Genomic DNA, 25,823 nt, shown 5'->3' on the forward strand with positions numbered 1-25,823 from the left:
ATCATACCGTTCAGCTCGCGACGGCGGGCACGATCTTGATTTCCACGCGGCGGTTCTGCGCCTTGCCGTCAGCGGTTTCGTTACTGGCGACCGGGCGCGTCTCGCCATAGCCCATCGTCGCCATGCGGACCGGATCGACGCCGCGACGTCCAAGATAATTGGCCACGGCCTGCGCGCGACGCTCGGAGAGTGCCTGATTATAGGCCTCGCTGCCGTCGGAATCGGTGTGACCCAGCACGTCGATCATCGTCTTGGGATATTCCGCAAGGGTCGAGGCCACCTGATCCAGCGTGGACTGTGCCTGCGGCTGCACCGTGGCTTGATCGGTCGCGAAGGTGATGCCGGACGGCATGCGGAGCAGCAATTCATCGCCCTGACGAACGACATCGACGCCGGTGCCGGCGGTCTGCTGGCGCAGCTTCCTCTCCTGCGCATCCATATAAGCGCCGACGCCCGCGCCGGCCACGGCACCAATGCCCGCGCCGACGATCTTCTCCGTGCGGTCGTTGCGGCCGCCCAAAATGTCGCCGAGCAGATAGCCGCCGAGCGCGCCACCGACGCCGCCGATGGCGGCCTTCGAAATGGTCCGATTGCCGGTTTCGGGATCGGTCACACAGCCGGAGAGGGCCAGCGCCGCCAAAGCGGTACCGGCAAGCGCGAAGGGGGAATGGCTGCGAAGGCTCATGATTATCTCCTCAAGTCTGGCCTCCCACGCTGTTACGCGGGAACCCAGCCATTAACGGCGCGGGAACCTGATTAGTTCCTGAACGAGGGAACTCTTGCCGGCCTGCGATGTTGCCCGGCAATGTTGCAAGTGGCTTTCCGTAGCGAAAGCCGCTAAGCTTTCAGCCAACAACCCCCTTTAGAAGAGACCATGCCGCCTTTTCCCTGGCTCGATGCCGCCATCGTCCTCGCGCTGATTGCGCTCAACGGCGTCTTTGCCATGTCCGAACTGGCCATTGTCTCGGCACGCCGGCCACGGCTGGAGGCCATGACCCGCAATGGCAAGCATGGGGCACGGGCCGCGCTGGGCCTCAGCGCTGAGCCGGGCCGCTTCCTGTCCACCGTCCAGATCGGCATCACGCTTATCGGTATTCTCGCCGGTGCCTATTCGGGCGATAAACTCGGTGGCCCGCTGGGCGCGATCTTCGCCTATCTGGGCATGTCCGCGAACCTGGCCCAGAACACCGGTTTTGGCGTTGCGATCGTCGCGACGACCTATGTCTCGCTGATCATCGGCGAGCTGGTGCCCAAGCAGCTTGCGCTGCGCAATCCCGAGCCGTTGGCCTGTTTCGTCGCGCCGTTCATGATCATGCTGGCGCGGGTCGCCGCGCCGATCGTGTGGGTGCTGGATCAGTCCAGCGAGGTCATCTTCAAGCTGATGCGCCTCAAGCGCGAAGGCTCGGACCATGTGACCGCGGAGGAACTGCAGCTCATCGTGGCGGAAGCCAGCCGGCACGGCGTGATCGAGGAAAGCGAGCGCGCGATCATTTCCGGCGTGGTGCGACTGGCCGACCGGCCGGTGCGTGAAGTGATGACGCCGCGCCGCGATGTCGACTGGCTGGATGCCGATGCCAGCGCCGAGCAATTGCGCGAGAAGCTGCTCGCCACCCCGCACACCCGCCTGCCGGTGGCGCAGGGCAGCGTGGAGGACATTATCGGCGTCGTGCAGGCGCGTGACGTGATGGCCGCGCTGTTCCGGGGAGAGGCGCTGGACCTGCGGGTACTGATGCGCCCCGTTTCCATCGTGCCCGATCAGGTGGATGCCATGGACGCCCTCAATCGCCTGCGGGAGGCCGACGCCCCCATGGTGATGGTGCATGACGAATATGGCCATTTCGAAGGCATTGTGACCCCGGCAGACCTCATGTCCGCCATCGCTGGCGAGTTCGCGTCGGACAGCGATCTTTACACCCAGCCGATGGTCACGGAGCGGGAGGATGGCAGCCTGCTCGTCTCCGGCCAGATGGCCATCGACGCGCTGGCCGAGCGCATCGACCTCGATCTCTCCGAAGACCGCGACTACGCGACCGTTGCCGGCTTTGCGCTGGCCGTGCTGCGCCACCTGCCCGAAGAGGGCGAGCATTTCAGCGAGCAGGGCTGGCGGTTCGAGATCGTCGATATGGACGGGCGCAAGATCGACAAGCTGCTGGTCAGCGCGGAAGATTAAGCCGCACGCGCGGGCGTTCGCTCAGGCATAGGCATAAGGCCCGCCCGCCTCCAGCGCGCGCTGATAGGCAGGCCGTGACTGCACCCGGTCCAGCCAGGCGATGGTCGCGGGACGGCTCTCGTCCAGCCCGCCCCGGCTGCGCGCGGCCTCCAGCGGAAAGCTCATCATCACATCAGCGCCGCTGATCTGGTTGCCGGCAAACCACGGACGCCGACTCAGCTCGGCTTCGACATAATCGAGATGCACGTCGATCATCGGCTGGATGCGCTTGACGGCGACCTTGCCGACCAGCGGAATGCGGGAGAGCACGAGCTTGAGCAGCAGCGGCGGCATCATCGATCCTTCCGCATAATGCAGGAACATGCGGTATTGCAGCTTACCGTCAGCGTCATCGGGCGGCCCGAACTGGCCGGATTTCTCCACCAGATACTCCACGATCGCGCCGCTCTCGATCAGCGCGCGGCCCTCGTCTTCCAGCACCGGCGACTTGCCGAGCGGATGCACCGCCTTGAGCGCAGCGGGCGCAAACATCGTTTCGGGATCGCGCTCATAACGGCGCAATTCATAGGGCAGCCCCAACTCCTCCAGCATCCACAGGATGCGCTGCGAGCGGGAATTGTTGAGATGGTGGACGATCATAGGCGTGCCCTTGCAAATGATTGATCCCCCGCGCCCTTGTCCCTGATGGCAAGGGGCAGAGTCAAGGCAAGGGGCCGTGGTCTATGGGTCAGGCGATTAGTCCGCTGCGCTGCCGGCTTCCCGCGCGATTTCCCGCCATCCGAGGTCGCGCCGGCAGAAGCCGCCGGGGAAATCGACCTGATCGACCAGCGCATAAGCGGCGTCGCGTGCCTGTGTGACCGTGGCCCCGCGCGCGGTGACGTTCAGCACGCGGCCGCCGCTGGCCACGAGTTGCCCGTCCTTGAGCGTCGTACCGGCGTGGAAGATCTTGGCACCATCGGGTGCCGTCGGAAGCGCGATGGGCGCGCCTTTCTCGGGCGTGCCGGGATAGCCCTTCGCGGCCAGAACCACGGTGAGCGCCGGGTCGGGCGCGAAGCTGGGGCCGCTGGCCTCGTCGAGCGTCCCTTGCGCGACGGAGAGCAGCAGCGCGACGAGATCGCTGGTCAGCCGCATCATCAGCACCTGGCATTCCGGGTCGCCAAAGCGGCAATTATATTCAATGAGCTTGGGGCCGTCCGTGGTGAGCATCAGCCCCGCGAACAGCACACCGGAATAAGGCGTGCCGCGCGCGGCCAGCGTCGTCACCGTCGGGCGGATGATCTGGTCCATCACGGCATCCTGCAGGGCAGGTGTGAGCACCGAGGCCGGACTATAGGCGCCCATGCCGCCGGTATTGGGGCCGGTATCGCCTTCACCCACTCGCTTGTGATCCTGCGCCGAGCCGAAGGCGACGACATGCGTGCCATCGGTGAGGGCGAAGAAGCTGGCTTCCTCGCCTTCCATAAATTCTTCCAGCACCACTTCCGCGCCCGATGCGCCGAAGCTGCCGCCGAACATGTCGCGGATCGCCTCTTCGGCCTCTGCGCGCGTCTGCGCGATGATGACGCCCTTGCCGGCGGCGAGCCCATCGGCCTTCACCACCACCGGCAGGCTGAAGTCGCTCAGCGCCGCCAGCGCCATCTCGGCGCTGGTGCAGCGGACATAGCCGGCCGTTGGAATGGCGGCATCGCGGCAGAGATCCTTGGTGAAGCCCTTGGAGCCTTCAAGCTGGGCGGCAGCGGCGCTCGGTCCAAACACCGGGATGTCGACGGCGCGCAGGCTGTCGGCAATGCCGTCCACCAGCGGAGCCTCCGGGCCGACGACCACGAGGGCAATGCTGTTAGCGCGGCAAAAATCGATCACGGCGGCATGATCGGCAAGGTCGATATCGACCAGGCGCGCCGCCTCGGCTATGCCGGGATTGCCCGGTGCGGCGAACAGGCCGATGCAGAGCGGCGATTGCGCCAGCTTCCAGGCGAGGGCATGTTCGCGCCCGCCACCGCCGAGCAAAAGGATATTCATGAGCGATTTTTCCGTCAGTGAGGATGCGTCCGGCCGCCTGTTAGCGCAGGAGCGCGCGGGGGACAATCTGACCGCGCTCAGCATTTCCGAACTGTCCGCCCAGCTCAAGCGCACGGTGGAGGACCGCTTCGGCTTCGTGCGCCTGCGCGGCGAAATTTCGGGCTTCAAGCGGGCCGCCTCCGGCCATGTCTATTGCTGCCTCAAGGACGATGCGGCGGTGATCGACGGGGTGATGTGGAAAGGCACGGCGGGCCGGCTCGCCTTCCGGCCCGAGGATGGGCTGGACGTGATCGTCACCGGCAAGGTCACGACTTATCCCGGACGCTCCAAATATCAGATCGTCATCGAGAGCATGGAGCTGGCCGGCGAGGGCGCACTGATGCAGCTCTTCGAGAAACTCAAGGCACGCTTGTCCGCCGAAGGACTGTTCGATCCCGCCAAGCGCCGGCCAATCCCGATGCTGCCCGATGTGATCGGCGTGGTGACCTCGCCCACCGGCGCAGTGATTCGCGACATTCTCCACCGGCTTGCCGATCGCTTTCCGAGCCGCGTACTGCTCTGGCCCGTGCTGGTGCAGGGGGAGGGCGCAGCGGCCCAGGTTGCGGCGGCGGTGCGCGGCTTCGGCGCGTTGCCGGCCGATGGCCCGATCCAGCGCCCCGACGTGCTGATCGTGGCGCGCGGTGGCGGCTCGATCGAGGATTTGTGGTCGTTCAACGAGGAAGTCGTGGTGCGGGCGGTGGCGGAGTCACCGATTCCCGTCATTTCCGCCGTGGGCCATGAGACGGATACGACCTTGTGCGATTTCGCTGCCGATCTCCGCGCGCCGACGCCCACCGCTGCTGCGGAGATGGCCGTGCCGGTCCGCGCCGACCTCGCCGTGCAGGTCGCCGAGCTACGCGCCCGGATGCAGCGCTGCGTGGCGCGCGGCCTGGACCGCAGCCGCGAGCGATTGGAAGCGCAGCGGCGGCTCCTCCCGCGCCCGGACGTGCTGCTGGCCCAGGCCCGCCAGCGCGCGGACGATCTCGGCGACCGGCTGCGGCGGGGCCTTTCCCACCGGGTGAGCCGGGCGCGCCACGAGCTGGCGGATGCATCCGGCGCATTGCGGCCCGCGTTGCTGCAGAGCCACCTCGCGCGGGAGCGGCAGAAGCTTGCCAACGTCCGGCTCTCGCCCCTCGTGCTCGAGCGCCGGCTGGGCGACGCGCGGCGGCAGCTGGATGGGCTGTGGCGGCTGGCCCAGTCGCTCAATCCCGATGCGCCGCTCAAGCGTGGCTTCGCGCGCGTGATGGCGCAAGGCCGGCTGGTGCGCTCCGCCGAGGAGGCGCGCGCGGCGGGGCGGGTGACGCTCAAGTTCGAGCAGGATGAGGTGACCGCACTGACGCAGCCCGCTGCTGTCGGCGGCGACTCTCCGCCGCCGGCGCCCCGGCCGGCGCGCAAGGCCGCCCCTTCCGCGACGCCAGCGCGGCAGACCGACCTGTTCGACTGACGGCGCGCCCTTGCATCGCGCCAGCCGCGCGGCCATGAGTGCGGCATGACAGTTTTCCGCTTCCGCTCTCGTTCTGTTCTGGCGGGAGGTCTGCTCGCCGCACTGGCCGGCTGTTCGACCGTCCCGCCGCCGCCGCCGGAAGCCAGCGCGCTGCCCATCGAGGACGTGCCCGATCTCGCACTGCCCCAAGGGCCGGCGACGTTGCAGGTTCGCGGCACGCCCCGGCAAGGGGCACTGCTGCGCGGTCTCGTCCCCGTCGGCACGCTGGGTCTTACGCTCGATGGCGTGCCGGTGGCCGTGGACGCCGAGGGAAACTTCATCATCGGGCTGGACCGCGATGCTCCCGCCACCATGACGCTGGAAGCGACCGGGCGCGATGGGCGCAAGCAACGGCGCGTGCTGACGATCGCGCGCGGCGACTGGAAGATCCAGAACGTCAATGCCTCGATCACGGGGAGCGCCACCAGCGAGGAATTCCAGCAACGGCGGGCGGGCGAACTGGCGCGCATCGTTGCCGCGCGGGGAGATCCGCAACTGAGCAATGGCTGGCGGCAGACATTCATCTGGCCGGTGAAGGCGCGCATTTCCGGCGTGTTCGGCTCGCAGCGCATCTATCGGGGCACGCCGGGCAGCTACCATAGCGGGCTCGATCTCGCCGGTGGGCAGGGCACTGTCTATGTCGCGCCGGCGGACGGCGTTGTCGTGCTCGCCAGCGAAGCGCCGTTCACGCTGGAAGGCAAGCTGCTCATCATCGATCACGGCATGGGCCTCAACAGCGCCTTCCTGCACAGCGATCGGCTGCTGGTGAAGGAAGGCGATGTGGTGCGCCAGGGCCAGCCGCTCGGCGAGATCGGCGCGACGGGCCGCGTGACAGGTCCGCATCTGCACTGGAGCATGAAGTGGAACGATGCGCGGATTGATCCGTTACCGCTGGTACAGGGCCAAGCGGCTCGCTGATCGACAATCAGGCTGGATGCCGTAGCGTCCGGCTGTCGGTCTCATTTGCTGCATTGCAGCACGATGTGCCAAGGCCACAGTGGCGGGTGCGGCGGTCTGAAAATGCCCCCTTTGAGCATCGGACGCTACGGAAAGCTACCCCGTGGGTCGCTCCGATTTCGCCACGAATTCCATGTTGATTCGAGCTGCGGTGTGAGAAGATTAACAAATAGTTTCTAGGGAAACTGCGGTTCGGGACGATTTGTGTCGTGCTGTGTAGATCGCCGCTAATATTGTTACAGCGGACCGCAGGGGCCGGAGGCACCCGGATCGGCGATTTTGTTGCATGAATGTGACATGTACGGGAAAATAGCCCCTTCATGCTGCACCTGCGCTTTACACCTTTAACCAATCCGCACAGTTTCACGGCCATATAGCGCAGGGGCCACGCGTGTTGTCGTCGGGAGACCGAGAGGGCGACGCACGATCCCCGCGTTTCGTGCGGCCGGATATTCCCGGCCGCAGTTCGCAAATTCCAGAGCAAGGGACTGGATCGTGAAGAAAACAACATCGCAAACATTGCTGAAGCTGGCAGCTGCACCTGCCGTGCTCGGCCTCGCCATGCTGAGCTCTGCCGCACATGCGCAGGAGCCGCAGAATGCGGATGCCGCCGAGGATGGTGAGGTGATTGTCGTTACCGGTTCGCGCATTGCGCGACCTGAGCTCGAAGTTGCCAACCCGATTGTGGCCGTGACGGCGGAAGCCATCGAGCGTACTGGGCAGATTAACGTTGCAGACGTACTCCTGCGCAATCCTGCGCTAACCGCCTCGATCGGTTCTTCGCTATCGGGCGGTGCTGACTCGGGCTTCGGCACGACTGGCGCGAACCTGCTCGATCTGCGTAATCTTGGTACCAACCGCACACTGGTTCTGGTGAACGGCAAGCGCCATGTTGCGGGTCTTCCTAACTCTGCAGCGGTCGACATCAACTCGATCCCGCAGGATCTAATCGAAAAGGTCGACGTGCTGACGGGCGGCTCTTCGGCAGTCTACGGTGCAGATGGCGTGTCGGGCGTCGTCAATTTCGTTCTCAAGCGGAATTTCGAAGGACTGACGGTCCGTGGTCAGACAGGTGTCTCCAGCAAGGGTGACGCTGGCTCGCAGTTCATTTCCGCTGTGGCTGGCAAGAACTTCGCTGACGATCGCGGCAATATTGCGGTTGCTTACGAATATTCTAATTCGGGCCGTCTGCACAGCTCGCAGCGCCGCTTTACCGGCGATCCCTCCGTCTATACTGAAATTCTCCGCAATCAGGATGATATTCCGGATAATCCGAACGTCTACGACCGGATTGTCTATGGCAATCTGACGTGGGCGGACAGCGCCCCCGACGGGGCCGTCGACCTAGATCTTGATGGCATCCCCGATTTCACCGGTTCTGGTCTCCCCTATGATCGCGGCCTTCCCTTGGTCGGCGGCAATGCGCGCGCTGTTGGTGGGTCCAATACCCCGGTCGCCGGATATTTCGGTGACCTGCAGCCGCAAATTACCCGTCACGCCGTGAACGCGCTGGCCAGTTATGAGTTTGCGCCTGCGCTGCGCTTCTACGCCGAAGGCAAGTACGTGAAGACGGACTCCTACTCGGTCGCCCAGCCTTCCTTCGACTTCTATACATATCTGCAACCGGATAATGCATATCTTGTCGATCGTTTCGGTCCCGGCGCGGCGCCGGATGGCGCACTCCTGTCGCGTGACAATATCGACTTTGGCCTGCGCGGCGAAACCGTCGAGCGTGAGACGGTTCGGATCGTTGCCGGCTTCGAGGGCGAGTTGACCGATAATCTGCGTTACGACGTGTCATACATTTTTGGCCGGACCTCGAGCCGAAACTCGCAAACTTCCAATCTCATTTCAGACCGTTACTTCGCGGCGCTCGATGCGGTGCGCGATCCTGTGACGAACAACATCGTTTGCCGGTCTACGCTTGATCCCACCAGTGACATCGATCCTGAAAACTTCGGCGCTCCGGCGTCAACGTTTACTCCGGGCGCCAACAGCCCCTGTCGGCCGCTCAACATGCTTGGCTATGGCGTTGCCAGCCGGGAGGCTCTTGATTTCGTTCTGGCTGACAACCTCAGCAAGTCTCGCGTATCGCAAGAAGTGATCTCGGGCTACATATCGGGCGATACCGAAGCGGTATTCAGCTTGCCGGGTGGACCGATCGGTTTCGCGATCGGTGGCGAGTATCGTCGTGAAACCAGCCGTTCTGATCCCGATCAGATGGTGCAGAATGGCGAGTTCCGGGACTTCGCCGCGATCGCGCCCAGCAGCGGATCTTTCAACGTCAAGGAAGTGTTCGCTGAGCTCAGCGTTCCGGTGTTCAGCAATGTTCCGCTGGCCGACACCCTGTCCTTTGGCGCAGCCATCCGTTATTCGGACTATTCGACGATTGGAACCACCACCACCTGGAAGGTGGACGGTGTCTACGCTCCGATCCGTGACATCCGCTTCCGTGCGACATATTCGGAAGCAGTTCGCGCACCGAATATCGGAGAACTGTTCCGTACCCCGAGCGGTACATTCGACTTCGTCGTCGATCCTTGCGACGTCACGCGTCTGAACGACGGCACTCAGTACCGCGCGGCGAACTGCTCTGCGATCCTTTCCGGACTGGGTCTGACTCCGGGGCAAATCGCTGCTTTCAGCCCCTCGACGGATTCGCAGGCGACGACGTCACGTCGTGGTCTCACCGGGGGCAACCGGAACCTGCAGGAAGAAACTGCGCGTACGTGGACTGCCGGTGTCGTTCTCCAGCCGAGCTTCATTCCAGGCCTCAGCCTGACATTCGACTGGTATGACATCAAGATCGCTGGCGCGATCAACACGCCGACTCCGACCGAACTGGCTGAGCTCTGCGTGGATCAGCCGACGATCGACAATGTCTACTGTCAGAACATCTTCCGTGATCCGACCAGTGGCTTCGTACTGGGTGATGGCAACGATCCTGCGCGCCGGAACGGCTTCATCATTGGCCCGGAAAACGTCGCGGCGTTCCGGACCGCAGGCGCCGACTTCTCGGTCAACTACGTTTTCACACCGGGTAACCTTGGCCAGTTCCGCTTTGGCCTGACGGGCGGATATCTGGACAAGATTACCTTTGTTCCGACGCTGGGCGCGGATGTCGACGACGACATTCTGGAGCGCTACAATCCCCGCTGGCGCGGCACGCTGGATCTGTCCTGGAAGCTTGACAATGTCAGCGCAAGCTACGGCCTGACCTACTGGAGCAAGACCCGCCGCTACACGACGGAGCAGATTGCTGCCAATCCGGACCTGACGGATCCCAAGTACTTCTACTATCGTCCATTGTTCCAACACGATGTGCGGGTTGCACTGGAAGTCGAGAAGCGGTTTCAGCTCTATGCCGGTGTGAACAATCTGTTCGATTACCGGCCAGACATCGGGATGCTGAGCTACCCGATCTCGGGCGTCGGTCGCTATCTCTACGCCGGTGCCAAGATCACGCTCGGTCCTGTATTCTGATCTAGCAACTCAAACATGAAAAGGCCGGGAGGAGCCATCCTCCCGGCCTTTTCTTTTGCCTTTCAAGTTCGGCCTTGCCTCACCCCACCGTCAACACCAGCGCCCCATCGCCCTCATCGACGCGCACGGTTGCGCCGTCGGGCACTTCGCCGCGCAGGATGAGGTCGGCGAGCGGGTCTTGCAGATATTTCTGCACCGCGCGCTTCAAGGGGCGGGCGCCATAGACCGGATCGTAGCCGACCCGGCCGAGCCAGGCGCGGGCGCCGTCGGTGAGGTCGAGCGTCACCTTGCGGTCCTTGAGCAGCTTGCCGACGCGAGCGACCTGAATGTCGACGATCGGCCCCATATGCTCCGCGCCCAGCCGGTGGAACAGGATGATCTCGTCCAGCCGGTTGAGGAACTCGGGGCGGAAGTGCGCACGCACCACGTCCATCACCTGATCCTCGACCTTCTCCACCGGCTCATCGTCACCAAGGCTGGTGAGGAACTGGCTGCCGAGGTTGCTGGTCAGCACGATGATCGTGTTGGTGAAGTCGACCGTGCGGCCCTGCCCATCGGTCAGGCGGCCATCGTCGAGCACCTGGAGGAGCACGTTGAACACGTCGCCATGCGCCTTCTCCACCTCGTCAAACAGCACGACCTGATAGGGCCGGCGGCGGACGGCTTCGGTCAGCACGCCGCCTTCCTCATAACCGACATAGCCCGGCGGTGCGCCGATCAGCCGCGCGACGCTGTGCTTCTCCATGAACTCGCTCATGTCGATGCGCACCATCGCATTGCTGTCGTCGAACAGGAATTCGGCGAGCGCCTTGGTCAGTTCCGTCTTGCCGACGCCCGTGGGGCCGAGGAAGAGGAAGCTGCCGAGCGGCCGGTTAGGGTCCTGCAGACCGGCGCGTGAGCGGCGCACGGCGGTGGAGACGGCCTTCACCGCATCGGCCTGGCCGATCACCCGGCGACCCAGTTCCTCCTCCATGGCCAGCAGCTTCTCGCGCTCGCCTTCCAGCATCTTGTCGACCGGAATGCCGGTCCAGCGCGAGACGACGCTGGCGATGTCCTCGCTGGTCACTTCCTCACGCAGCATCGCGCCCTTGGAGGCGGACTGCGCCTCTTCGAGCTGCTTCTCCAGCGTGGGGATGGTGCCATATTGCAGCTCGCCAGCCTTGGCATATTCGCCGGTGCGCTGCGCCTGCTCCAGCTGGATGCGCGCGGCATCGAGCTGTTCCTTGAGCTTGGCCTCGCCTGCGATCTTGTCCTTCTCGGCCTGCCAGCGGCCGGTGAGTTCGGCCGATTGCTGCTCCAGATTGGCGAGGTCGCCTTCCAGCGCCGCCAGCCGGTCCTTGCTCGCCTGATCGGTCTCCTTCTTCAGCGCCTCGCGCTCGATCTGGAGCTGCATGATCCGCCGGTCGAGATTTTCGATCTCCTCGGGCTTGGATTCCACTTCCATGCGGATGCGGCTCGCGGCCTCGTCCATCAGGTCGATGGCCTTGTCCGGCAGGAAGCGGTCGGTGATGTAGCGGTTGGAGAGCGTCGCGGCGGAGACGATGGCCCCGTCCGCGATCCGCACGCCATGGTGCGTCTCGTACTTGTCCTTGATGCCGCGCAGGATGGAGATGGTGTCCTCCACCGTCGGCTCGCCAACGAACACCGGCTGGAACCGCCGCTGGAGGGCGGGGTCCTTCTCGACATATTTGCGATACTCATCGAGCGTGGTCGCGCCGATGCAGTGCAACTCGCCGCGCGCCAAGGCCGGCTTCAACAGGTTGGAGGCATCCATCGCGCCTTCGGATTTGCCCGCGCCGATCAGCGTGTGCATTTCGTCGACGAAGAGGATGATCTGGCCGTCCGCGCCCTTCACCTCGTCGAGCACGCCCTTGAGGCGCTCCTCGAATTCGCCGCGATACTTCGCGCCGGCGATGAGGCTGCCCATGTCGAGCGCCATCAGCGTACGGTCCTTGAGCGTATCGGGCACGTCGCCATTGGCGATGCGCAGCGCAAGGCCCTCGGCGATGGCGGTCTTGCCGACGCCGGGTTCGCCGATCAGCACCGGGTTGTTCTTGGTGCGGCGAGCGAGGATCTGGATGGTGCGGCGGATTTCCTCGTCGCGGCCGATCACCGGATCGAGCTTGCCATCGCGGGCGGCCTCGGTGAGGTCGCGGGCGAATTTCTTGAGCGCGTCGTAGCGGTCCTCGGCGGACGCGGTGTCCGCCGTCCGCCCGCCGCGCAAGGCATTGATTGCCCCATTGAGCGCCTCGGCCTTCACGCCGGCGGTGGCCAGCGCCTTGCCGGCGGCGGTCGTCGTCGCCAGTGCCAGAGCGAGCAGCAGCCGCTCGACGGTGACATAGCTGTCGCCCGCCTTCTGCGCGACCTGCTCGGCGGAATCGAGCACGCGTACGGCGTCATTGTCGAGGCCCGGGGTTTGCTGCGCGCCCGATCCGCTGACGGCGGGCACCTTGGCCAGCGCCGCGTCGGTCTCGCGCAGCGCGGTCGCGGCATCACCGCCCGCCGCCTTAATGAGGCCGCTGGCCATGCCCTGCTCATCCTCGAGCAGCGCCTTGAGTAGATGCTCCGGACTGATGCGCTGGTGGTTCATGCGGATCGCAACAGTCTGTGCGCTCTGCAGGAAGCCTTTGGCCCGGTCTGTGAACTTTTCGAGATTCATACTATCTCCCTTCGCCCGCCACAGATGGTGTTGCTATTTCGCAACACAAGAGGGCGGTGCGTTTTTCTCCGGCGCGATCCGGGCAGCATGATCGACCGCTGCCAATATGCCATGCCAGCTTCGATATGATCAACGCTCAAGCTCGCTGGCGGGTCCTCAATCCGGGGCCGGTTCGATCCGGCGCTAGGCTTGGCCGCCGCCTGCCGCTATGGTCCGGCCATGGTTCAGGCCGTCGCTGCTACGGGTGGCGACCTGTTGATATTCGTCGGAGATTCTATGCGTCTGACTGTTCGTCGTTCGACTGCCCTCATGTATCTGGGCGTTTGCAGCCTTGCCCTTACGGCATCCGTGCCGGCCTGGTCGCAAGCGCAGCCCGCCCCCCGTCCAGCAGCCACCGCGACGGCCAGCGCAGCCGTCAAGCCCGCGCCGCTCGCCGATCTCATCAAGCGAGTCGACATTCCCTACGAGACGTTCACGCTGCCCAATGGCCTGCGCGTGATCGTGCATACCGATCGCAAGGCGCCGGTCGTCGGCGTGACCGTCTATTACCGCATCGGCTCCAAGCATGAGCCGGAAGGCAAGACCGGCTTTGCGCATCTCTTCGAACATCTGATGTTCGGCGGGTCGGAGAATGTGCCCAATTTCGATGAGCCTTTGGTCTCGGCCGGCTCCACCCCGACCAATGGATCGACGTGGTTCGACCGCACCAATTATGTCGAGACGGTGCCGACGGGCACGCTCGATCGCGCGCTGTTCATGGAGGCGGATCGCATGGGCCGCCTGCTCGGCGCGGTGACGCAAGGCAAGCTCGACGCCCAGCGCGCCGTGGTGCAGAACGAGAAGCGGCAGGGTGACAATCAGCCCTATGGCCTGGTGGAATATGTGCAGCTTGAGACGCTGCTGCCCAAGGGCCATCCCTATGGCCACTCGACCATCGGCTCGATGGCGGATTTGGACTCCGCCTCGCTGGAGGATGTGAAGGGCTGGTTCCGCGATCATTACGGGCCGAACAACGCGATCCTTGTGCTGGCCGGCGATATCGACGCCGTCACGGCCAAGGCGAAGGTCGAGAAATATTTCGGCGGCATCGCGGCGGGGCCGGCGGTCAAGCCGGTTGCCGCGCCGATCCCGACGCTGCCCGCGCGGGTCGACAAGGTGATGAAGGACCGCGTGGCGACCACGCGCATTTATCGCATGTGGGTGACGCCGGGTCGCAATGACAAGGATGCGCCTTTGCTCTCCGTGGGTGGCGCGGTGCTCGGCGGTCTCGCCAGCTCGCGGCTGGACAATATCCTCGTCCGAGACGAGCAGATCGCGGTGAGCGTGACCGCGGGCGTGCAGCAGTTCGAGCAGCTCGGTTTCTTCATGGCGACGGCGGATGTGAAGCCCGGCACCGATCCGGCGCTGGTCTCGCGCCGGCTCGATGAGATTATGGGCGATTTCATCAAGACTGGCCCAACAGCCGACGAAGTCACCCGCGTGGCCACCCGGCAGGTGGCCGGCGAGATTGCCGCGCTTGAAGTGGTCGGCGGATTCAGCGGCAAGGCGTCCACCTTGGCTGAGGGACTGTTATATTCGGACGATCCTGCCCAGTACAAGAAGGACCTGGCGGCCATCGCCGCCGCGACGCCCACGGCCGTGACGGCGGCGATGCAGCGCTGGCTCACCCGCCCGGTGTTTGCGCTGACGGTCGAGCCCGGTGAGCGGGAGGCCTATGCGGACGCCACCGTCGCCGCGCCGGGCGAGAATGCGCCGGCGGACGTCGCGGCGCCCAAGCCGACGCTGGCGATTCCGGACGTGACGCAAAATCCGGACCTCGATTTCCCCGCTGTGGAGACGGCGACGCTTGGCAATGGCATCAAGCTGCACGTCGCGACCCGCTCGACCGTGCCGACGGTCAGCATCGCGGTCAATTTCGACGCTGGGCTTGCCAGTGACCGGCGGGACCGGATGGGGCTGGGCACGCTGATGCTCGACCTGCTGGAGGCCGGCACCACCAGCCGCTCGACCATCCAGATCGCCGAGGAGCAGGAGCGGCTCGGCGCCAGCATCTCGACCGGGCAGAGCATGGACCGCACGTCCATCTCCCTGTTCGCGCTCAAGCCCAATCTGGCGCCTTCGCTCGACCTGCTGCAGGATGTGATCCGCAACCCCGCCTTCGCGCCGAGCGAGATCGAGCGGCTGCGGACCATCCAGCTTGCCGGCATCGCGGCGGAAAAGACGCAGCCCAGCGGCCTTGCCAACCGGGCAATCTCGCCGCTGCTCTATGGCCCGCAGCATCCTTATGGCGTGGTCAGCGCGCGGGGTGAGGAGACCACGGTGAAGGCGATCACGCGCGACGACCTCGTGCATTACCATGGCGGCTGGATCGTCCCCAGCAAGGCAGAGATCTTCGTCGCCGGGGACATCACCATGGCCGAGATCAAGCCCCTGCTGGAGGCGCGCTTCGGCAATTGGCCGCAGAACCGCATGGCCTCGCCGGTCAAGGATTTCTCGGTGGCGGTGCCGACGCCCAAGCCGGGCATCTACCTGATCGACCGGCCGCAGTCGCCGCAGTCCGTCATTCTGGGCGGGGTCGTCACCAAGGCGACCGGGCGCGATGACCTGGTCGCGTTCAACATGGCGAACACCGTGCTGGGCGATGACTTTCTCTCGCGGCTGAACGCGGACATTCGGGAGGCCAAGGGCTGGTCCTATGGCGTGCGCGGTGCGCTCAGCCGGCGGCTGGAGCGCAGCCCCTATCTGGTCAGCGCGCCGGTGCAGGCGGACAAGACCGGCCCCGCCATCGCGGCGATGCGGGACCAGATCGTCAGCTTCCTTGGGCAAAAGGGCGTGACGCCGCAGGAATTCGCGCGCGTCGTCAATGGCGAGATCGCCGGCTTGCCGGGGCAGTTCGAGACGACCGGCGCGGTGCTTGGGCAGATGCAGGCGGATGCGCTGTTCGGCCGGCCGTTCGATTATGTCGAGACGCTGCGGGCGCGCTATCAGGCGCTCACTCCGGCCCAGCTCGACGCGGCGGCGAAGCAGCTGATCGATCCCGCACGGCTGAGCTGGGTAGTGGTTGGCGACAAAAGCCAGATTGCGGATCAGCTCAAGCCGCTGGGGTTGCCCGTGACGGAGATCACCCCCGACGCGGCCCCCGCACGCTGAATAATGTTCATTCCGGAAGGAGAGATGAAATGGCCAAAGTAGACGGCGCTTATGATTGCACCACCAAAACCCCGATGGGGGATCAGGCGAGCGTGTTCACCGTCGTGACGGACGGAGACACGTTCAACGGCACCAATGCGGGGCCGCTCGGTTCGCTCGATGTGAAGAACGGCAAGGTGGACGGCAACCGGCTGACCTGGACCATGGAGATGACCATGCCCATGCCGATGACGCTCACCTGCGAGGCGATTGTGACCGACGGCAAGATCAGCGGCACCATCGATGCCGGCGCTTTCGGCACCATGGCTATGACGGGTACGCGGCGCGGCTGACGGCCCGCCCGCCAGAAGGGCAGATCATAGAAAAGGGCAGCCTCCCGCTTGGAAGGCTGCCCTTTCTGTTTGGCGCTGTGGCGCGTGTCAGTCGACCGTAACGGTAACTGCGCGACGGTTCTGGGCCCAGCTGGCTTCATCCGAGCCGAGCGCGACCGGGCGCTCCTTGCCGTAGCTGATCGTGTTGATGCGGCCGGCATCGATGCCGAGCGAGGCCAGATAGTTCTTGGCGGCATTGGCGCGACGCTCGCCGAGGGCGAGGTTGTACTCGCGGGTGCCGCGTTCGTCGGCATGGCCTTCGACGGTCACGCGCTTCTGCGGGTAGCGCATCAGCCATTCGGCCTGGCTGCGCAGCACATTGCGGTCCTCATCGTCGATGTCGCTCTCATCCGTATTGAAGAAGATGCGGTCCGAGGTCACGCTGGCGACGAAGTCGGCCTGGCTGCCCGGGGTCGGGCCGCTCGGCGTGGGCGTCGGCGTGGTGGCCGGCGGCGGAGCCGTGTCAGCCGGAGCGGGGGGAAGGGTCTCCGGCGCCTTTTTGGCACAGGCCGAAAGGGCGAGCGCGGCACTGGAAACCAGCAGCAACAGGGGTGTGGTACGCATGGGGGCTTCTCCTACTGTCCTGAACACAAACCGGTTCGTCGTATGGTTGGGGCGTTTTGCCGACAAGTCAACCTGAAGATATGAAAACAAAGATGAATTATTGGTTCCCCGTCACTGAAGCAGCGGCCCCCAGGCGGGGTCCGAGCCGTCCACCGGCGTTACGATCTTGCGCTCGTTCACGCCGGTCAGATCGACCTGCCAGATGGAGGAATTACCGGAGCGACCGGCTGCGGTGCGGAAGAATTGCAGCACACGGCCATTGGGCGACCAGGTCGGCGCTTCATCCTGCCAGCCATTGGTCAACAGCCGCTCGTTGCTGCCGTTCACATCCATCACACCGACCCGGAAGTTGCCGGCGATTTTGGTGAAAGCGATGAGGTCACCGCGCGGGCTCCATTCCGGCGTGGCGTAGCGACCACCGCCGAAGCTGATGCGGCGCTGGCCCGAGCCATCCGCATTCATCACATAGATCTGCTGCCCGCCCGAGCGATCGCTCTCGAAGACGACCTTCGTCCCGTCCGGCGAGAAGGAGCCGCCGACATTGATGCCCGGCGTGTTGGTCAGCCGTGTCGGGCGACCGCCGGCGACGGGGATCTTGTAGATGTCCGTATTGGCGCCGCTGGCCATCGAATAGAGCAGCGTGCGCCCGTCCGGCGACCAGCGCGGGGCGAAGATGGCGCCGCTGCCTTCCAGCAGCACCCGCTGGCGGCCCTGATCGACATCATAGATGTAGATGCGCACGTTGCGGCCGACATAGCTCACATAGGCGATGGAGCGATAATCCGGCGACCAGCGCGGGGTGAGCGCGAGGCTCTGGCCGTTGGTGATGAAGCGATGGTTGGCGCCGTCGCTATCCATGATGGCGAGGCGCTTGACGCGATTGTCCTTGGGGCCGGTCTCGGCGATGTAGGCAATGCGGCTGTCGAAGAACGGGCTCTCGCCGGTCAGGCGCGAATAGACAAGGTCGGCGCAGCGGTGGGCGGCGCGGCGCCAGTCGCGGGGCGCAACGACATAGCCCTGCCGGGCCAGTTCAGTGCCGAGCGACACGTCATAGAGATAGCAGCCGACCGTGATCTGCGAATCGCCGCCCGCTGAGCGCACGAAGCCCTGCACCAGCGCCTCGGCATTCATCGCGGACCAGCGCGCGAAGACGGGGCTGGTGACTTCCGCCATGGAGGGTGCTTGCACGCCATTCGGGCCAAGCGGGGTGAAGAGCCCGGAGCCGCGCAGATCGTTGGCGATCACCTCGGCAATGCGCTGGCCGAGGGATTGGGTGGAGCCAGCCGGCGTTTCGACATTCTGCTGGGTCGGCATGGCCGGAACGGCGATCCGCAGATCGCTCTCGACCGGATTGGTGACGTCCACGCTGAGCTGCGCCGTGGCGGGCATCGCGATGAGCAGGGCCAGCAGGGCGCTGGCACCGCGCAGGGTTTTGCGTCGAAGGCTGAGCATCATCATGGTCACAGACTCGCATAAATGCGGAGCGGCCGGAGCCACTTCCACTGTTCATAAAATTCGGCGGGCAGGTTCTTGAACGGCGCGGCGCGCATCACGGCCTGCACGGCCCGCTCGGCATGGAGATCGGCCTGGGCGCGATTGCTGGCCGTCACGCCCTCCTGCCCGACGACCTCGACCCGGCCATCGATGCGCCCGTCCGGTGTCAGGTGGACACTGAGCAGCGTCACCAGCTTTTCGGCATCGGCGCCCGAGGGTGGGCGCCAGTGCGGCTTGATCTGGCGGGTGATCTCGGCATTCAGCGCACGGGCCGCGACCGGGCTGAGCTTGGCGTTGGAGCCGCTGGTGTTGGGCGTCGCGCGGCTGGAGGCCGTCTCGGCATCGATGCCCTTGAGGAAATCGTCACCCAGTCGCGAGGCGCGCTGACGCGGCGCTTCCTGGCGTGCGGGGCGGGAGGGCGCGGGCTTGGCGGCCGGCGTCTCGCGCGTGCTCGCCCGTTGTTCGCGCGGTTTGGGCGCGGGTGGCGGGGGCGGAGCCGGTTTGGGCGTGGGGGCCTGCGCGCGGGGCGGGGGTGGCGGCGCGACGGGATCGGGCTGCGCCGTAGAGGTTGGCGCTGCGGTGGAGGGCGGCGGCGGGGCTGCGTCGGGCTCAACCTCACCGATTTCCGGCGCGGTGGCGGTTTGCGGCACGTCCGGCGCATGCTCGCGGGTGAGGCTTTCGAGCGCGACTGCATCCGCGAAGGTCACGTCGATGGTCGACGGCGGTTTTAAATCGGCGCTCTTCTGAAACAGGCCGAGCGACAGCGCGCCGAGCAGAAGCACATGGCCCGCCGTGGAAATTCCCAGTCCTAGACGCTCGCGCTGGTCCATTGCCCGCCCTTATTCGCCCGTCACTGAACGCACGGTGGACGGATCCGATCCGCCCATGCCAATCCCGGTGGTGACGAGCGCCACCCTGTCCAGCCCGGCGCGATTAAGCTCGCCCATCACGCGCATGACACGGCCATAATCGAGTGCGGCATCGGCACGCAGGAACACCTGCTCGTCCGGGCCAAGGCCGGCGCGCAGGGCATTGAGCCGGTCCGGCAGCGCATCGTCGCTCACCGGATCGTCATTGATGAAGACCGCGCCCTCCGGATCGACCGAGACAATGGCGGGCTTCTTGTCCTGGTCCAGCGCGCTGGCCCGGCTCTCCGGCAGGCGCACGGGCACACCGGTCACCAGCAAGGGGGCGGTCACCATGAAGATGATGAGCAGCACCAGCATCACGTCGACCAGCGGCGTGACGTTGATGTCCGCCATGGGCGCGCGTCGCCCGCCCCGCCGGTTGGAAGGCAGGTTCATGCCCATCAGGATTCAAGCTCGCGGCTGAAAGTGGTGTAGAGCCCGTCCGAGAAGCGCTGGACCCGCGCTTCGAGTCGGTTCACGCCATGGCTCAGGCGATTGTAGCCGATCACCGCCGGAATAGCCGCGAACAGGCCGATGGCGGTCGCGAACAGCGCCTCGGCAATGCCGGGCGCCACGACCGCGAGGCTGGTGTTCTGCTCGCCGGCAATGGCGATGAATGCGCGCATGATGCCCCACACGGTGCCGAACAGGCCGACGAACGGCGCCACCGAGCCGACGGTCGCGAGGATGTTCAGCCGGTCCGAAATCTTGTCGATGGTGCCGGCCAGAGCAGACCCCATGGCCGTAGCGAGCCGATCGCGCGTGCCATCCGGGTTCATGCCGCGCTCGGCGGTGGAGCGGCGCCATTCGGCGATGCCGGCATTGAGCACCTGCGCGCTCGGCAGGTCTTCACGCCCGCGCTCCTTGGCGAAGGCGTCCATGTCCTTGGCCTGCCAGAAGGCGCGCTCGAACTCGTCGCATCCCTTGCGCATCCGCCGGAGCCGTCCGGCGAAGCTGAAGATGATGCCCCAGGTCCAGACGCTGGCCAGCAGCAGGCCGACCATCACCGCCTTCACGACGAGATCCGCCTGGAGGAACATGTCCACCGGCGACAAAGTGAGCGCATTGTCCGGCGCTGCGGCAGCAAGCATGAGGGTGAGAGTCATGGGCGGGGGTGTTTCTCCGGTCAGGAAGGAAGCGGCGCGAGCCGGCTGAAGCGATCGATCCAGTCCGCCGGCTGGCGGCGTGGGCGACCGGTGCTGTCGAGGAAGGCCACGGTGACGCTGCCTCGGGTCAGTTCCGTGTCCTCGCGCCAGACCGACTGGGCTATAACGCAGCGCGCCGCGCCGAGTTGCGTCAGGTGGCTGCGCACGGTGAGATCATCGTCCAGGCGCGCCGGCGCGCGGTAGCGCAGCGCGATGTCCGTCACCGCATACACGCCCTCGCCGGCTTCCTGCGCCGCGCGCTGATCGATGCCGAGCTGGCGCAGCATATCCGAGCGGGCGCGCTCCATATAGCGCAGATAATTGGCGTGGTAGACGACGCCGGAAAGGTCTGTGTCCTCGAAATAGACGCGCACGGGGAAGCGATGTTCTCCGTTCTCAAACTGTCCCGAAGCGGGATGAAGGGCGCTTTGCGAAGGCATGGGCGACCAGTCCTAACCGACGCGACTCGCGGCGGGAAGCCTTTTCAAGCGTCAGAACGCAGCAGATCTTCGTTCTATCGCATGGGACTGGGAAGGATCGCTTGCCGCTCGTCGCGTCAGTCGAACAAACCGTCCTGGCTGCCCTCTGGCGGATTGAGGCCGAGATGCTTCCAGCCCGGCGCATTCAGGATGCGGCCACGGGCGGTTCGCGCGATGATCCCCAGCTGGAGCAGATAGGGCTCGATGACATCCTCGATGGTGTCGCGCGGTTCGGAGAGGCCAGCGGCCAGCGTCTCGGCACCGACCGGGCCGCCTTTATATATGTCGGCGATCATCCGCAGGTAGCGGCGATCCATCAGGTCGAGGCCGAGCTGGTCGACCTCCAGCCGGGTCAGTGCGGCATCGGCGGCGGCGGCATCGACGACATCATGGCCGGCGGCGTGAGCGAAATCACGGACCCGCCGTAGCAGCCGTCCGGCAATGCGCGGCGTACCACGGGCGCGGCGGGCGATTTCGCTCGCGCCATCGGGGGCGATCGGCAGGTCGAGCAGCCGCGCGGCGCGGGTGATGACATGCTCCAGCTCATCGACGGTATAGAAGTTGAGCCGCACGGGGATGCCGAACCGGTCGCGCAGCGGCGTGGCCAGCATGCCCTGCCGCGTCGTCGCGCCGACCAGCGTGAAAGAGGGCAGATCGATCCGCACCGAGCGGGCAGAGGGGCCTTCCCCGATCATGATGTCGAGCGCGCGGTCCTCCATCGCCGGGTAGAGAATTTCCTCCACCGCCGGATTGAGCCGGTGAATCTCGTCGATAAACAGCACGTCGCCTTCATCGAGATTGGTAAGCAGCGCGGCGAGATCGCCCGCCTTGGCGATGACCGGACCGGACGTGGCACGGAACCCCACGCCCATCTCACGCGCGACGATCTGCGCCAGCGTCGTCTTGCCCAGGCCCGGCGGGCCGAAGAACAGCACATGATCGAGCGCTTCGCCGCGTGCGCGGGCGGCATTGATGAAGATCCGCAGATTCTCGCGCGCGCCCTTCTGCCCGACGAAATCGTCCAGCGTCTTGGGGCGCAGCGCGGCATCCATATCTTCAGGCGTGCGGCCGGCGGTGAGGAGGGGGGAGCTTGCCATCAGCCCGGCACCCTAGCGCGCGTTGGCCGGCCCGTCACTTGGCAGCCTTTCGCAGCGCGAGGCGGACCAGAGCATCCAGTGAGGCGCTGTCGCCCAGCTCGTCCAGCGCGGCGCTGACGGCGATGCTCGCTTCGCCCGGCTTGAAGCCCAGCGAGGCGAGGGCGGAGAGCGCATCGGCCTGCACGCCCGTCGCGGCCGGGATCGCCGCGCCGCTCGCATCCAGCCCGATAGAGAAGGACCCGGTGGCGATGGCGCCCACCTTGTCTTTCAGTTCGCGCACGATCCGTTCGGCGAGCTTGGGGCCGACGCCATTGGCGCGGGCGACCATCGCCTTGTCCTGCGCGGCAATGGCGCGGTGCAGGTCGCTCGGCTCCAGCGCGGAGAGAATGGCCAGCGCCACGCGGGCGCCAACACCTTGCACGCCGGTGAGGAGGCGGAACCAGTCGCGCTCCGCCTCGCTCGCGAAGCCGACCAGCCGGATGAACTCCTCGCCCACCAGCATCTCGGTATGCACGGTGACGGCTCCGCCCACGCTGCCCAGCGCGGACAGGCTGCGCGAGGACATGCCGACGAGATAGCCCACGCCACCGACATCGATGACGGCACTATCCAGTCCGGTGGAGACGAGCAGGCCTTTCAAATGCGCGATCATGAGGCGGGTGTAGCGATGTTCCCGCTTCGTTTCCACCGTTTCTGAATGAGGCGCGCGTGGCTATTCATTCCCTTGCAGGTAGCCGCGCGGCCCGCCTAAGAGAGCAGCGCAGCGCGGCGTCCTTTTCCGTCCCGCTGATTGACAAATAAGCCCGCTTTGCCTATCCGCGCGCCTTCGGACAGACGGCCGCTCCTCCCGGATCGGGGCGAGGCGGCCATTTTTGTCGAGTCTGCAGAACCTGATTCGATTTTGAGGAATGAACGATGAAGCGCACCTTTCAGCCGAGCAACCTTGTTCGCAAGCGCCGCCACGGTTTCCGCCTGCGCATGGCGACGGCAGCCGGCCGCAAGCTGCTGAACGCGCGCCGCGCCCGCGGCCGCAAGAAGCTGACCGCCTGATCGAGCCCGGCGCGGACGGCGCGCTGCGGCGCGTCGTGGGTCGCATGACCCGCCGCGCCGACTATCTGGCCGCCAATCGCGGCCAGCGCGCACCCATGCCAGGCTTCGTACTGCTGGTGCGCGATCGGGGCGATGGCGATCCTACGGCCCGCCTCGGCATTACCGTCACCAAGAAAATCGGCGGCGCTGTCATCCGGAACCGGATGAAGCGCCGTTTTCGTGCGCTTGCGCGCGAGATCCTGCCTGCGCACGCCATTGCCGGCGCCGATCATGTGCTGATCGGCCGCGAGGGCGGGGTCGAGCGCGATTATGCCTTGCTGGCCGCCGAGCTTGAGAAAGCGCTGCGGCGCGTCGCCAGCGGCAAGGGTGCCCCGCCGCGCGAAGGTGGACGGGGTCGGGGTGGTCGCGGCTCCAGTGGGAGCAAGAGGGTGACGCCCCCGGCGCCTCACAATGACCCTGCGCCGCGCAATGAGCCGCCCGCATGATGTCGATGAGGGATTGTCGCTCTGGCCCCGCACCATCCGTGCTCCTGCGAAGGCAGGAGCCCAGGGCGGCAAGGGCAGTCGGTTGGGCCTTGGGCTCCTGCCTTCGCAGGAGCACGGTGGTCGAGTCTGGAAGACCATGGCGTCGCCGCATACTCGACCACTCCGCCCCATGATCGCGCGCCTTCTCATCCTCGTGGCGCGCTGCTGGCAGATCGGACCGAGCCGGATTCTGCCGCCCTCCTGCCGCTATTCGCCGAGCTGCTCCCAATATGCCATCGAGGCCCTGCGGAAATATGGGGCGATAAGGGGTGGCTGGCTGGCGTTGAAGCGGCTATTGCGCTGCCACCCATGGGGCGGCTGCGGCCATGATCCGGTGCCCTGACGCCGAATCCCCTGACATGAGCTGACAAAGAGACGGAAGCCAAAGAGACGTGGACGACAAGCGCAACATCCTTCTCGCCGTGGTGCTGACCATTGCTATTCTCTTTGGCTGGCCGGTCATCAGCAATTATTTCTTCCCGCCATCGGCCCAGCCGATCGAGCGAGCCGAGCAGCAGGCGAAGCAGCAGGGCGCAGCGCCCAATGTGCGCGGCGGGCCGCTGGCCGAAGGCGCGCAGGCGATTCGCCCGATCGAGGCCGTGCTGGGCGAAAGCCAGCGCGTCGCCATCGAGACGCCCAAGCTGCGCGGCTCCATCAATCTGCGCGGCGCGCGCATCGACGATGTCGTGCTGCCGACGCATCGCCAGACGGTGGATGAAAAATCGCCGCCGGTCCGCCTGCTCGCGCCGAGCGGCACGGCCGATGCCTATTTCGCGAGCTTCGGCTGGAGCGGCGAAGGCGTGCGCGTGCCGGATGCCAACACAGTGTGGACGGCGGACGGCACCAAGCTGACCCCGCAGACTCCGGTGACGCTGCGCTGGAGCAATGGCGCGGGGCAGACCTTCCTCATCCGCCTGTCGATCGACGAGGATTATCTGCTCACCGTCGCGCAGACGGTTGAGAATGCGGGCGGCAATGCCATCGCCGTCCGCAACTATGGCCTGCTCTCGCGCCTTGGTCATGGCAAGGACAAGTCGACCTGGACGATCCACACCGGCCCCGTAGGTGTGTTCAACGGATCGGCCAATTACGACATCGGTTTCCAGAATCTTGATGGCGAGGCGCCAGGATTCTTCGCCCAGATTTTTGGGACCAAGACGGTTGCTGGGGTTAATGCATTCAGCACCACTGGAGGATGGATCGGGTTTACAGACCTGTACTGGCACGCTGCCCTGATTCCAGCGCAATCGCTTCCTGTGGATGCGCGCTTCCTATGCAGCGAACGTAATCAGGCAGAGTGCGCCAAAGAAAAGAATCGCTATCAGGCCGACCTGACCTACGCGCCCGCCGTCGTCCAGCCCGGCACCTCGCTCAGCACGACGAGCCGGCTGTTCGTGGGCGCCAAGGAAACCCCGGTGCTTGACCGCTATATGGACCAGCAGGGCATCGCACTGTTCGACCGCGCGATCGACTGGGGCTGGTTCCGCTGGTTCGAGAAGCCGATCTTCTATCTGCTCGACTGGCTGTTCCGCCACATCGGCAATTTCGGCGTGGCGATCATCTGCCTCACCTTCATCGTGCGTGGCCTGATGTTCCCGGTCGCCCAGCGGCAGTTCGCCAGCATGGCGGCGATGCGCGCCATCCAGCCGAAGATGAAGGCGCTGCAGGAGCGCTACAAGAACGACAAGCCCAAGATGCAGCAGGAGATCATGGCGCTGTACAAGACGGAGAAGGTCAATCCGCTCGCGGGCTGTCTGCCGATCTTCCTGCAGATCCCCATCTTCTTCGCGCTCTACAAGGTGCTGATGCTGACGGTGGATATGCGCCACCAGCCCTTCTACCTGTGGATCAAGGATCTGTCCGCGCCCGATCCGGCGCACATCCTCAACCTGTTCGGCCTGCTGCCGTTCACGCCGCCCTCGTTCCTCGGCATCGGCGTGCTGGCGGTGATCCTCGGCATCACCATGTGGCTGCAGTTCAAGCTGAACCCGGCGCCGATGGACGATGTGCAGAAGCAGATCTTCTCGCTGATGCCCTGGATGATGATGTTCATCATGGCGCCGTTCGCGGCCGGCCTGCTGATCTACTGGTGCACATCCAACATCCTCACCATCGCGCAGCAATGGTGGCTGTATCGCCAGCATCCCGTGCTGGGGCAGCCGGCAGCGGATACGGCGAAGGGTTGAGGCGAGGGGAAGATCGAGCAGCGGGACCCCGGGTCAAGCCCGGGG

Annotated in this window: 22 protein-coding genes; 10 read left to right on the forward strand and 12 right to left on the reverse strand. The window is 65.4% G+C overall.

What is annotated here, in order from left to right; translation table 11 throughout:
• Positions 1 to 10: 10 nt before the first annotated feature.
• Positions 11 to 685, reverse strand: a complete 675-nt coding sequence (locus M2336_RS06770) for an OmpA family protein (RefSeq protein WP_264574414.1) — start codon at positions 683 to 685, stop codon at positions 11 to 13.
• Between the two features lie 189 nt (positions 686 to 874).
• Here M2336_RS06770 and M2336_RS06775 point away from each other — a divergent pair, with 189 nt between their 5' ends.
• Positions 875 to 2,170 carry a hemolysin family protein gene (locus tag M2336_RS06775; protein WP_264574415.1) on the forward strand — a complete coding sequence of 432 codons (1,296 nt, stop codon included), beginning with the start codon at positions 875 to 877 and terminating at the stop codon, positions 2,168 to 2,170.
• A 21-nt stretch (positions 2,171 to 2,191) separates the two neighbouring features.
• On the opposite strand, the gene M2336_RS06780 is transcribed toward M2336_RS06775, so the two are convergent.
• Entirely contained in the window at positions 2,192 to 2,809 is a 618-nt protein-coding gene (locus M2336_RS06780; RefSeq protein WP_264574416.1) for a glutathione S-transferase family protein, read from the reverse strand.
• A gap of 96 nt (positions 2,810 to 2,905) precedes the next feature.
• Complete coding sequence (gene purD / locus M2336_RS06785; RefSeq protein WP_264574417.1) at positions 2,906 to 4,189, reverse strand: phosphoribosylamine--glycine ligase; 1,284 nt, start codon at positions 4,187 to 4,189, stop codon at positions 2,906 to 2,908.
• On the opposite strand from purD, the gene xseA reads away from it, so the two are divergent.
• The 3 genes from xseA (at position 4,188) to M2336_RS06800 (ending at position 10,151) form a co-directional block, all read left to right on the forward strand.
• A complete protein-coding gene (xseA, locus tag M2336_RS06790) occupies positions 4,188 to 5,672 on the forward strand; it encodes an exodeoxyribonuclease VII large subunit (RefSeq protein ID WP_264592738.1) in 1,485 nt (494 codons plus the stop codon). The two genes, purD and xseA, sit on opposite strands and share 2 nt — an antisense overlap.
• Before the next feature lie 45 nt (positions 5,673 to 5,717).
• Positions 5,718 to 6,629, forward strand: a complete 912-nt coding sequence (locus M2336_RS06795) for a M23 family metallopeptidase (protein ID WP_264574419.1) — start codon at positions 5,718 to 5,720, stop codon at positions 6,627 to 6,629.
• 534 nt (positions 6,630 to 7,163) lie between these two features.
• On the forward strand, positions 7,164 to 10,151 hold the full coding sequence (locus tag M2336_RS06800; RefSeq protein WP_264574420.1) for a TonB-dependent receptor plug domain-containing protein: 2,988 nt from the start codon (positions 7,164 to 7,166) through the stop codon (positions 10,149 to 10,151).
• 79 nt (positions 10,152 to 10,230) lie between these two features.
• Here M2336_RS06800 and clpB read toward each other — a convergent pair whose 3' ends face one another.
• Positions 10,231 to 12,810, reverse strand: coding sequence for an ATP-dependent chaperone ClpB (gene clpB / locus M2336_RS06805; protein WP_264574421.1), 2,580 nt, complete (start codon positions 12,808 to 12,810; stop codon positions 10,231 to 10,233).
• A gap of 276 nt (positions 12,811 to 13,086) precedes the next feature.
• On the opposite strand from clpB, the gene M2336_RS06810 reads away from it, so the two are divergent.
• Entirely contained in the window at positions 13,087 to 15,960 is a 2,874-nt protein-coding gene (locus M2336_RS06810; RefSeq protein ID WP_264592739.1) for a M16 family metallopeptidase, read from the forward strand.
• 29 nt (positions 15,961 to 15,989) lie between these two features.
• Positions 15,990 to 16,292, forward strand: coding sequence for a hypothetical protein (locus M2336_RS06815; protein ID WP_181558682.1), 303 nt, complete (start codon positions 15,990 to 15,992; stop codon positions 16,290 to 16,292).
• 87 nt (positions 16,293 to 16,379) lie between these two features.
• Here the strand turns inward: M2336_RS06815 and pal are convergent, their stop codons facing one another.
• The 8 genes from pal to ruvA form a co-directional block, all read right to left on the reverse strand.
• Entirely contained in the window at positions 16,380 to 16,895 is a 516-nt protein-coding gene (gene pal / locus M2336_RS06820; protein WP_264571999.1) for a peptidoglycan-associated lipoprotein Pal, read from the reverse strand.
• 111 nt (positions 16,896 to 17,006) lie between these two features.
• A complete protein-coding gene (gene tolB / locus M2336_RS06825) occupies positions 17,007 to 18,350 on the reverse strand; it encodes a Tol-Pal system beta propeller repeat protein TolB (RefSeq protein ID WP_264593251.1) in 1,344 nt (447 codons plus the stop codon).
• Positions 18,351 to 18,355: 5 nt separating this feature from the next.
• Entirely contained in the window at positions 18,356 to 19,219 is an 864-nt protein-coding gene (locus M2336_RS06830; protein ID WP_264592740.1) for a TonB C-terminal domain-containing protein, read from the reverse strand.
• Positions 19,220 to 19,228: 9 nt separating this feature from the next.
• A complete protein-coding gene (locus tag M2336_RS06835; protein WP_181558685.1) occupies positions 19,229 to 19,699 on the reverse strand; it encodes an ExbD/TolR family protein in 471 nt (156 codons plus the stop codon).
• Positions 19,699 to 20,403 (reverse strand): protein TolQ, encoded by a 705-nt coding sequence (gene tolQ, locus M2336_RS06840; protein ID WP_264592741.1) that lies wholly within the window; start codon positions 20,401 to 20,403, stop codon positions 19,699 to 19,701. The genes M2336_RS06835 and tolQ overlap by 1 nt, the downstream gene beginning before the upstream one ends.
• Before the next feature lie 20 nt (positions 20,404 to 20,423).
• Complete coding sequence (gene ybgC, locus M2336_RS06845; protein ID WP_264592742.1) at positions 20,424 to 20,882, reverse strand: tol-pal system-associated acyl-CoA thioesterase; 459 nt, start codon at positions 20,880 to 20,882, stop codon at positions 20,424 to 20,426.
• A gap of 116 nt (positions 20,883 to 20,998) precedes the next feature.
• Positions 20,999 to 22,018 carry a Holliday junction branch migration DNA helicase RuvB gene (gene ruvB, locus M2336_RS06850; protein WP_264572002.1) on the reverse strand — a complete coding sequence of 340 codons (1,020 nt, stop codon included), beginning with the start codon at positions 22,016 to 22,018 and terminating at the stop codon, positions 20,999 to 21,001.
• 34 nt (positions 22,019 to 22,052) lie between these two features.
• Positions 22,053 to 22,670, reverse strand: a complete 618-nt coding sequence (gene ruvA / locus M2336_RS06855) for a Holliday junction branch migration protein RuvA (protein ID WP_264574970.1) — start codon at positions 22,668 to 22,670, stop codon at positions 22,053 to 22,055.
• Positions 22,671 to 22,933: 263 nt separating this feature from the next.
• Here ruvA and rpmH point away from each other — a divergent pair, with 263 nt between their 5' ends.
• From rpmH to yidC, 4 genes are all read left to right on the forward strand, one after another.
• A complete protein-coding gene (gene rpmH / locus M2336_RS06860) occupies positions 22,934 to 23,068 on the forward strand; it encodes a 50S ribosomal protein L34 (protein ID WP_014074358.1) in 135 nt (44 codons plus the stop codon).
• A gap of 44 nt (positions 23,069 to 23,112) precedes the next feature.
• Positions 23,113 to 23,553, forward strand: a complete 441-nt coding sequence (gene rnpA / locus M2336_RS06865; protein ID WP_264574971.1) for a ribonuclease P protein component — start codon at positions 23,113 to 23,115, stop codon at positions 23,551 to 23,553.
• A 169-nt stretch (positions 23,554 to 23,722) separates the two neighbouring features.
• Entirely contained in the window at positions 23,723 to 23,935 is a 213-nt protein-coding gene (gene yidD, locus M2336_RS06870; RefSeq protein ID WP_264574426.1) for a membrane protein insertion efficiency factor YidD, read from the forward strand.
• A gap of 49 nt (positions 23,936 to 23,984) precedes the next feature.
• Positions 23,985 to 25,778 carry a membrane protein insertase YidC gene (gene yidC, locus M2336_RS06875; protein WP_264574427.1) on the forward strand — a complete coding sequence of 598 codons (1,794 nt, stop codon included), beginning with the start codon at positions 23,985 to 23,987 and terminating at the stop codon, positions 25,776 to 25,778.
• Positions 25,779 to 25,823 lie beyond the last annotated feature (45 nt).

The sequence above is a fragment of the Sphingobium sp. B1D7B genome (assembly GCF_025961965.1).
Taxonomy (GTDB): domain Bacteria; phylum Pseudomonadota; class Alphaproteobacteria; order Sphingomonadales; family Sphingomonadaceae; genus Sphingobium.

Coding starts and splice junctions, on each gene's coding strand:
- M2336_RS06770 (WP_264574414.1), bottom strand. CDS start 685: ATGAGCCTTCGCAGCCATTCCCCCTTCGCGCTTGCCGGTACCGCTTTG.
- M2336_RS06775 (WP_264574415.1), top strand. CDS start 875: ATGCCGCCTTTTCCCTGGCTCGATGCCGCCATCGTCCTCGCGCTGATT.
- M2336_RS06780 (WP_264574416.1), bottom strand. CDS start 2,809: ATGATCGTCCACCATCTCAACAATTCCCGCTCGCAGCGCATCCTGTGG.
- xseA (WP_264592738.1), top strand. CDS start 4,188: ATGAGCGATTTTTCCGTCAGTGAGGATGCGTCCGGCCGCCTGTTAGCG.
- purD (WP_264574417.1), bottom strand. CDS start 4,189: ATGAATATCCTTTTGCTCGGCGGTGGCGGGCGCGAACATGCCCTCGCC.
- M2336_RS06795 (WP_264574419.1), top strand. CDS start 5,718: ATGACAGTTTTCCGCTTCCGCTCTCGTTCTGTTCTGGCGGGAGGTCTG.
- clpB (WP_264574421.1), bottom strand. CDS start 12,810: ATGAATCTCGAAAAGTTCACAGACCGGGCCAAAGGCTTCCTGCAGAGC.
- M2336_RS06810 (WP_264592739.1), top strand. CDS start 13,087: ATGCGTCTGACTGTTCGTCGTTCGACTGCCCTCATGTATCTGGGCGTT.
- M2336_RS06815 (WP_181558682.1), top strand. CDS start 15,990: ATGGCCAAAGTAGACGGCGCTTATGATTGCACCACCAAAACCCCGATG.
- pal (WP_264571999.1), bottom strand. CDS start 16,895: ATGCGTACCACACCCCTGTTGCTGCTGGTTTCCAGTGCCGCGCTCGCC.
- tolB (WP_264593251.1), bottom strand. CDS start 18,350: ATGATGCTCAGCCTTCGACGCAAAACCCTGCGCGGTGCCAGCGCCCTG.
- M2336_RS06830 (WP_264592740.1), bottom strand. CDS start 19,219: ATGGACCAGCGCGAGCGTCTAGGACTGGGAATTTCCACGGCGGGCCAT.
- M2336_RS06835 (WP_181558685.1), bottom strand. CDS start 19,699: ATGGGCATGAACCTGCCTTCCAACCGGCGGGGCGGGCGACGCGCGCCC.
- tolQ (WP_264592741.1), bottom strand. CDS start 20,403: ATGACTCTCACCCTCATGCTTGCTGCCGCAGCGCCGGACAATGCGCTC.
- ybgC (WP_264592742.1), bottom strand. CDS start 20,882: ATGCCTTCGCAAAGCGCCCTTCATCCCGCTTCGGGACAGTTTGAGAAC.
- ruvB (WP_264572002.1), bottom strand. CDS start 22,018: ATGGCAAGCTCCCCCCTCCTCACCGCCGGCCGCACGCCTGAAGATATG.
- ruvA (WP_264574970.1), bottom strand. CDS start 22,670: ATGATCGCGCATTTGAAAGGCCTGCTCGTCTCCACCGGACTGGATAGT.
- rpmH (WP_014074358.1), top strand. CDS start 22,934: ATGAAGCGCACCTTTCAGCCGAGCAACCTTGTTCGCAAGCGCCGCCAC.
- rnpA (WP_264574971.1), top strand. CDS start 23,113: ATGACCCGCCGCGCCGACTATCTGGCCGCCAATCGCGGCCAGCGCGCA.
- yidD (WP_264574426.1), top strand. CDS start 23,723: ATGATCGCGCGCCTTCTCATCCTCGTGGCGCGCTGCTGGCAGATCGGA.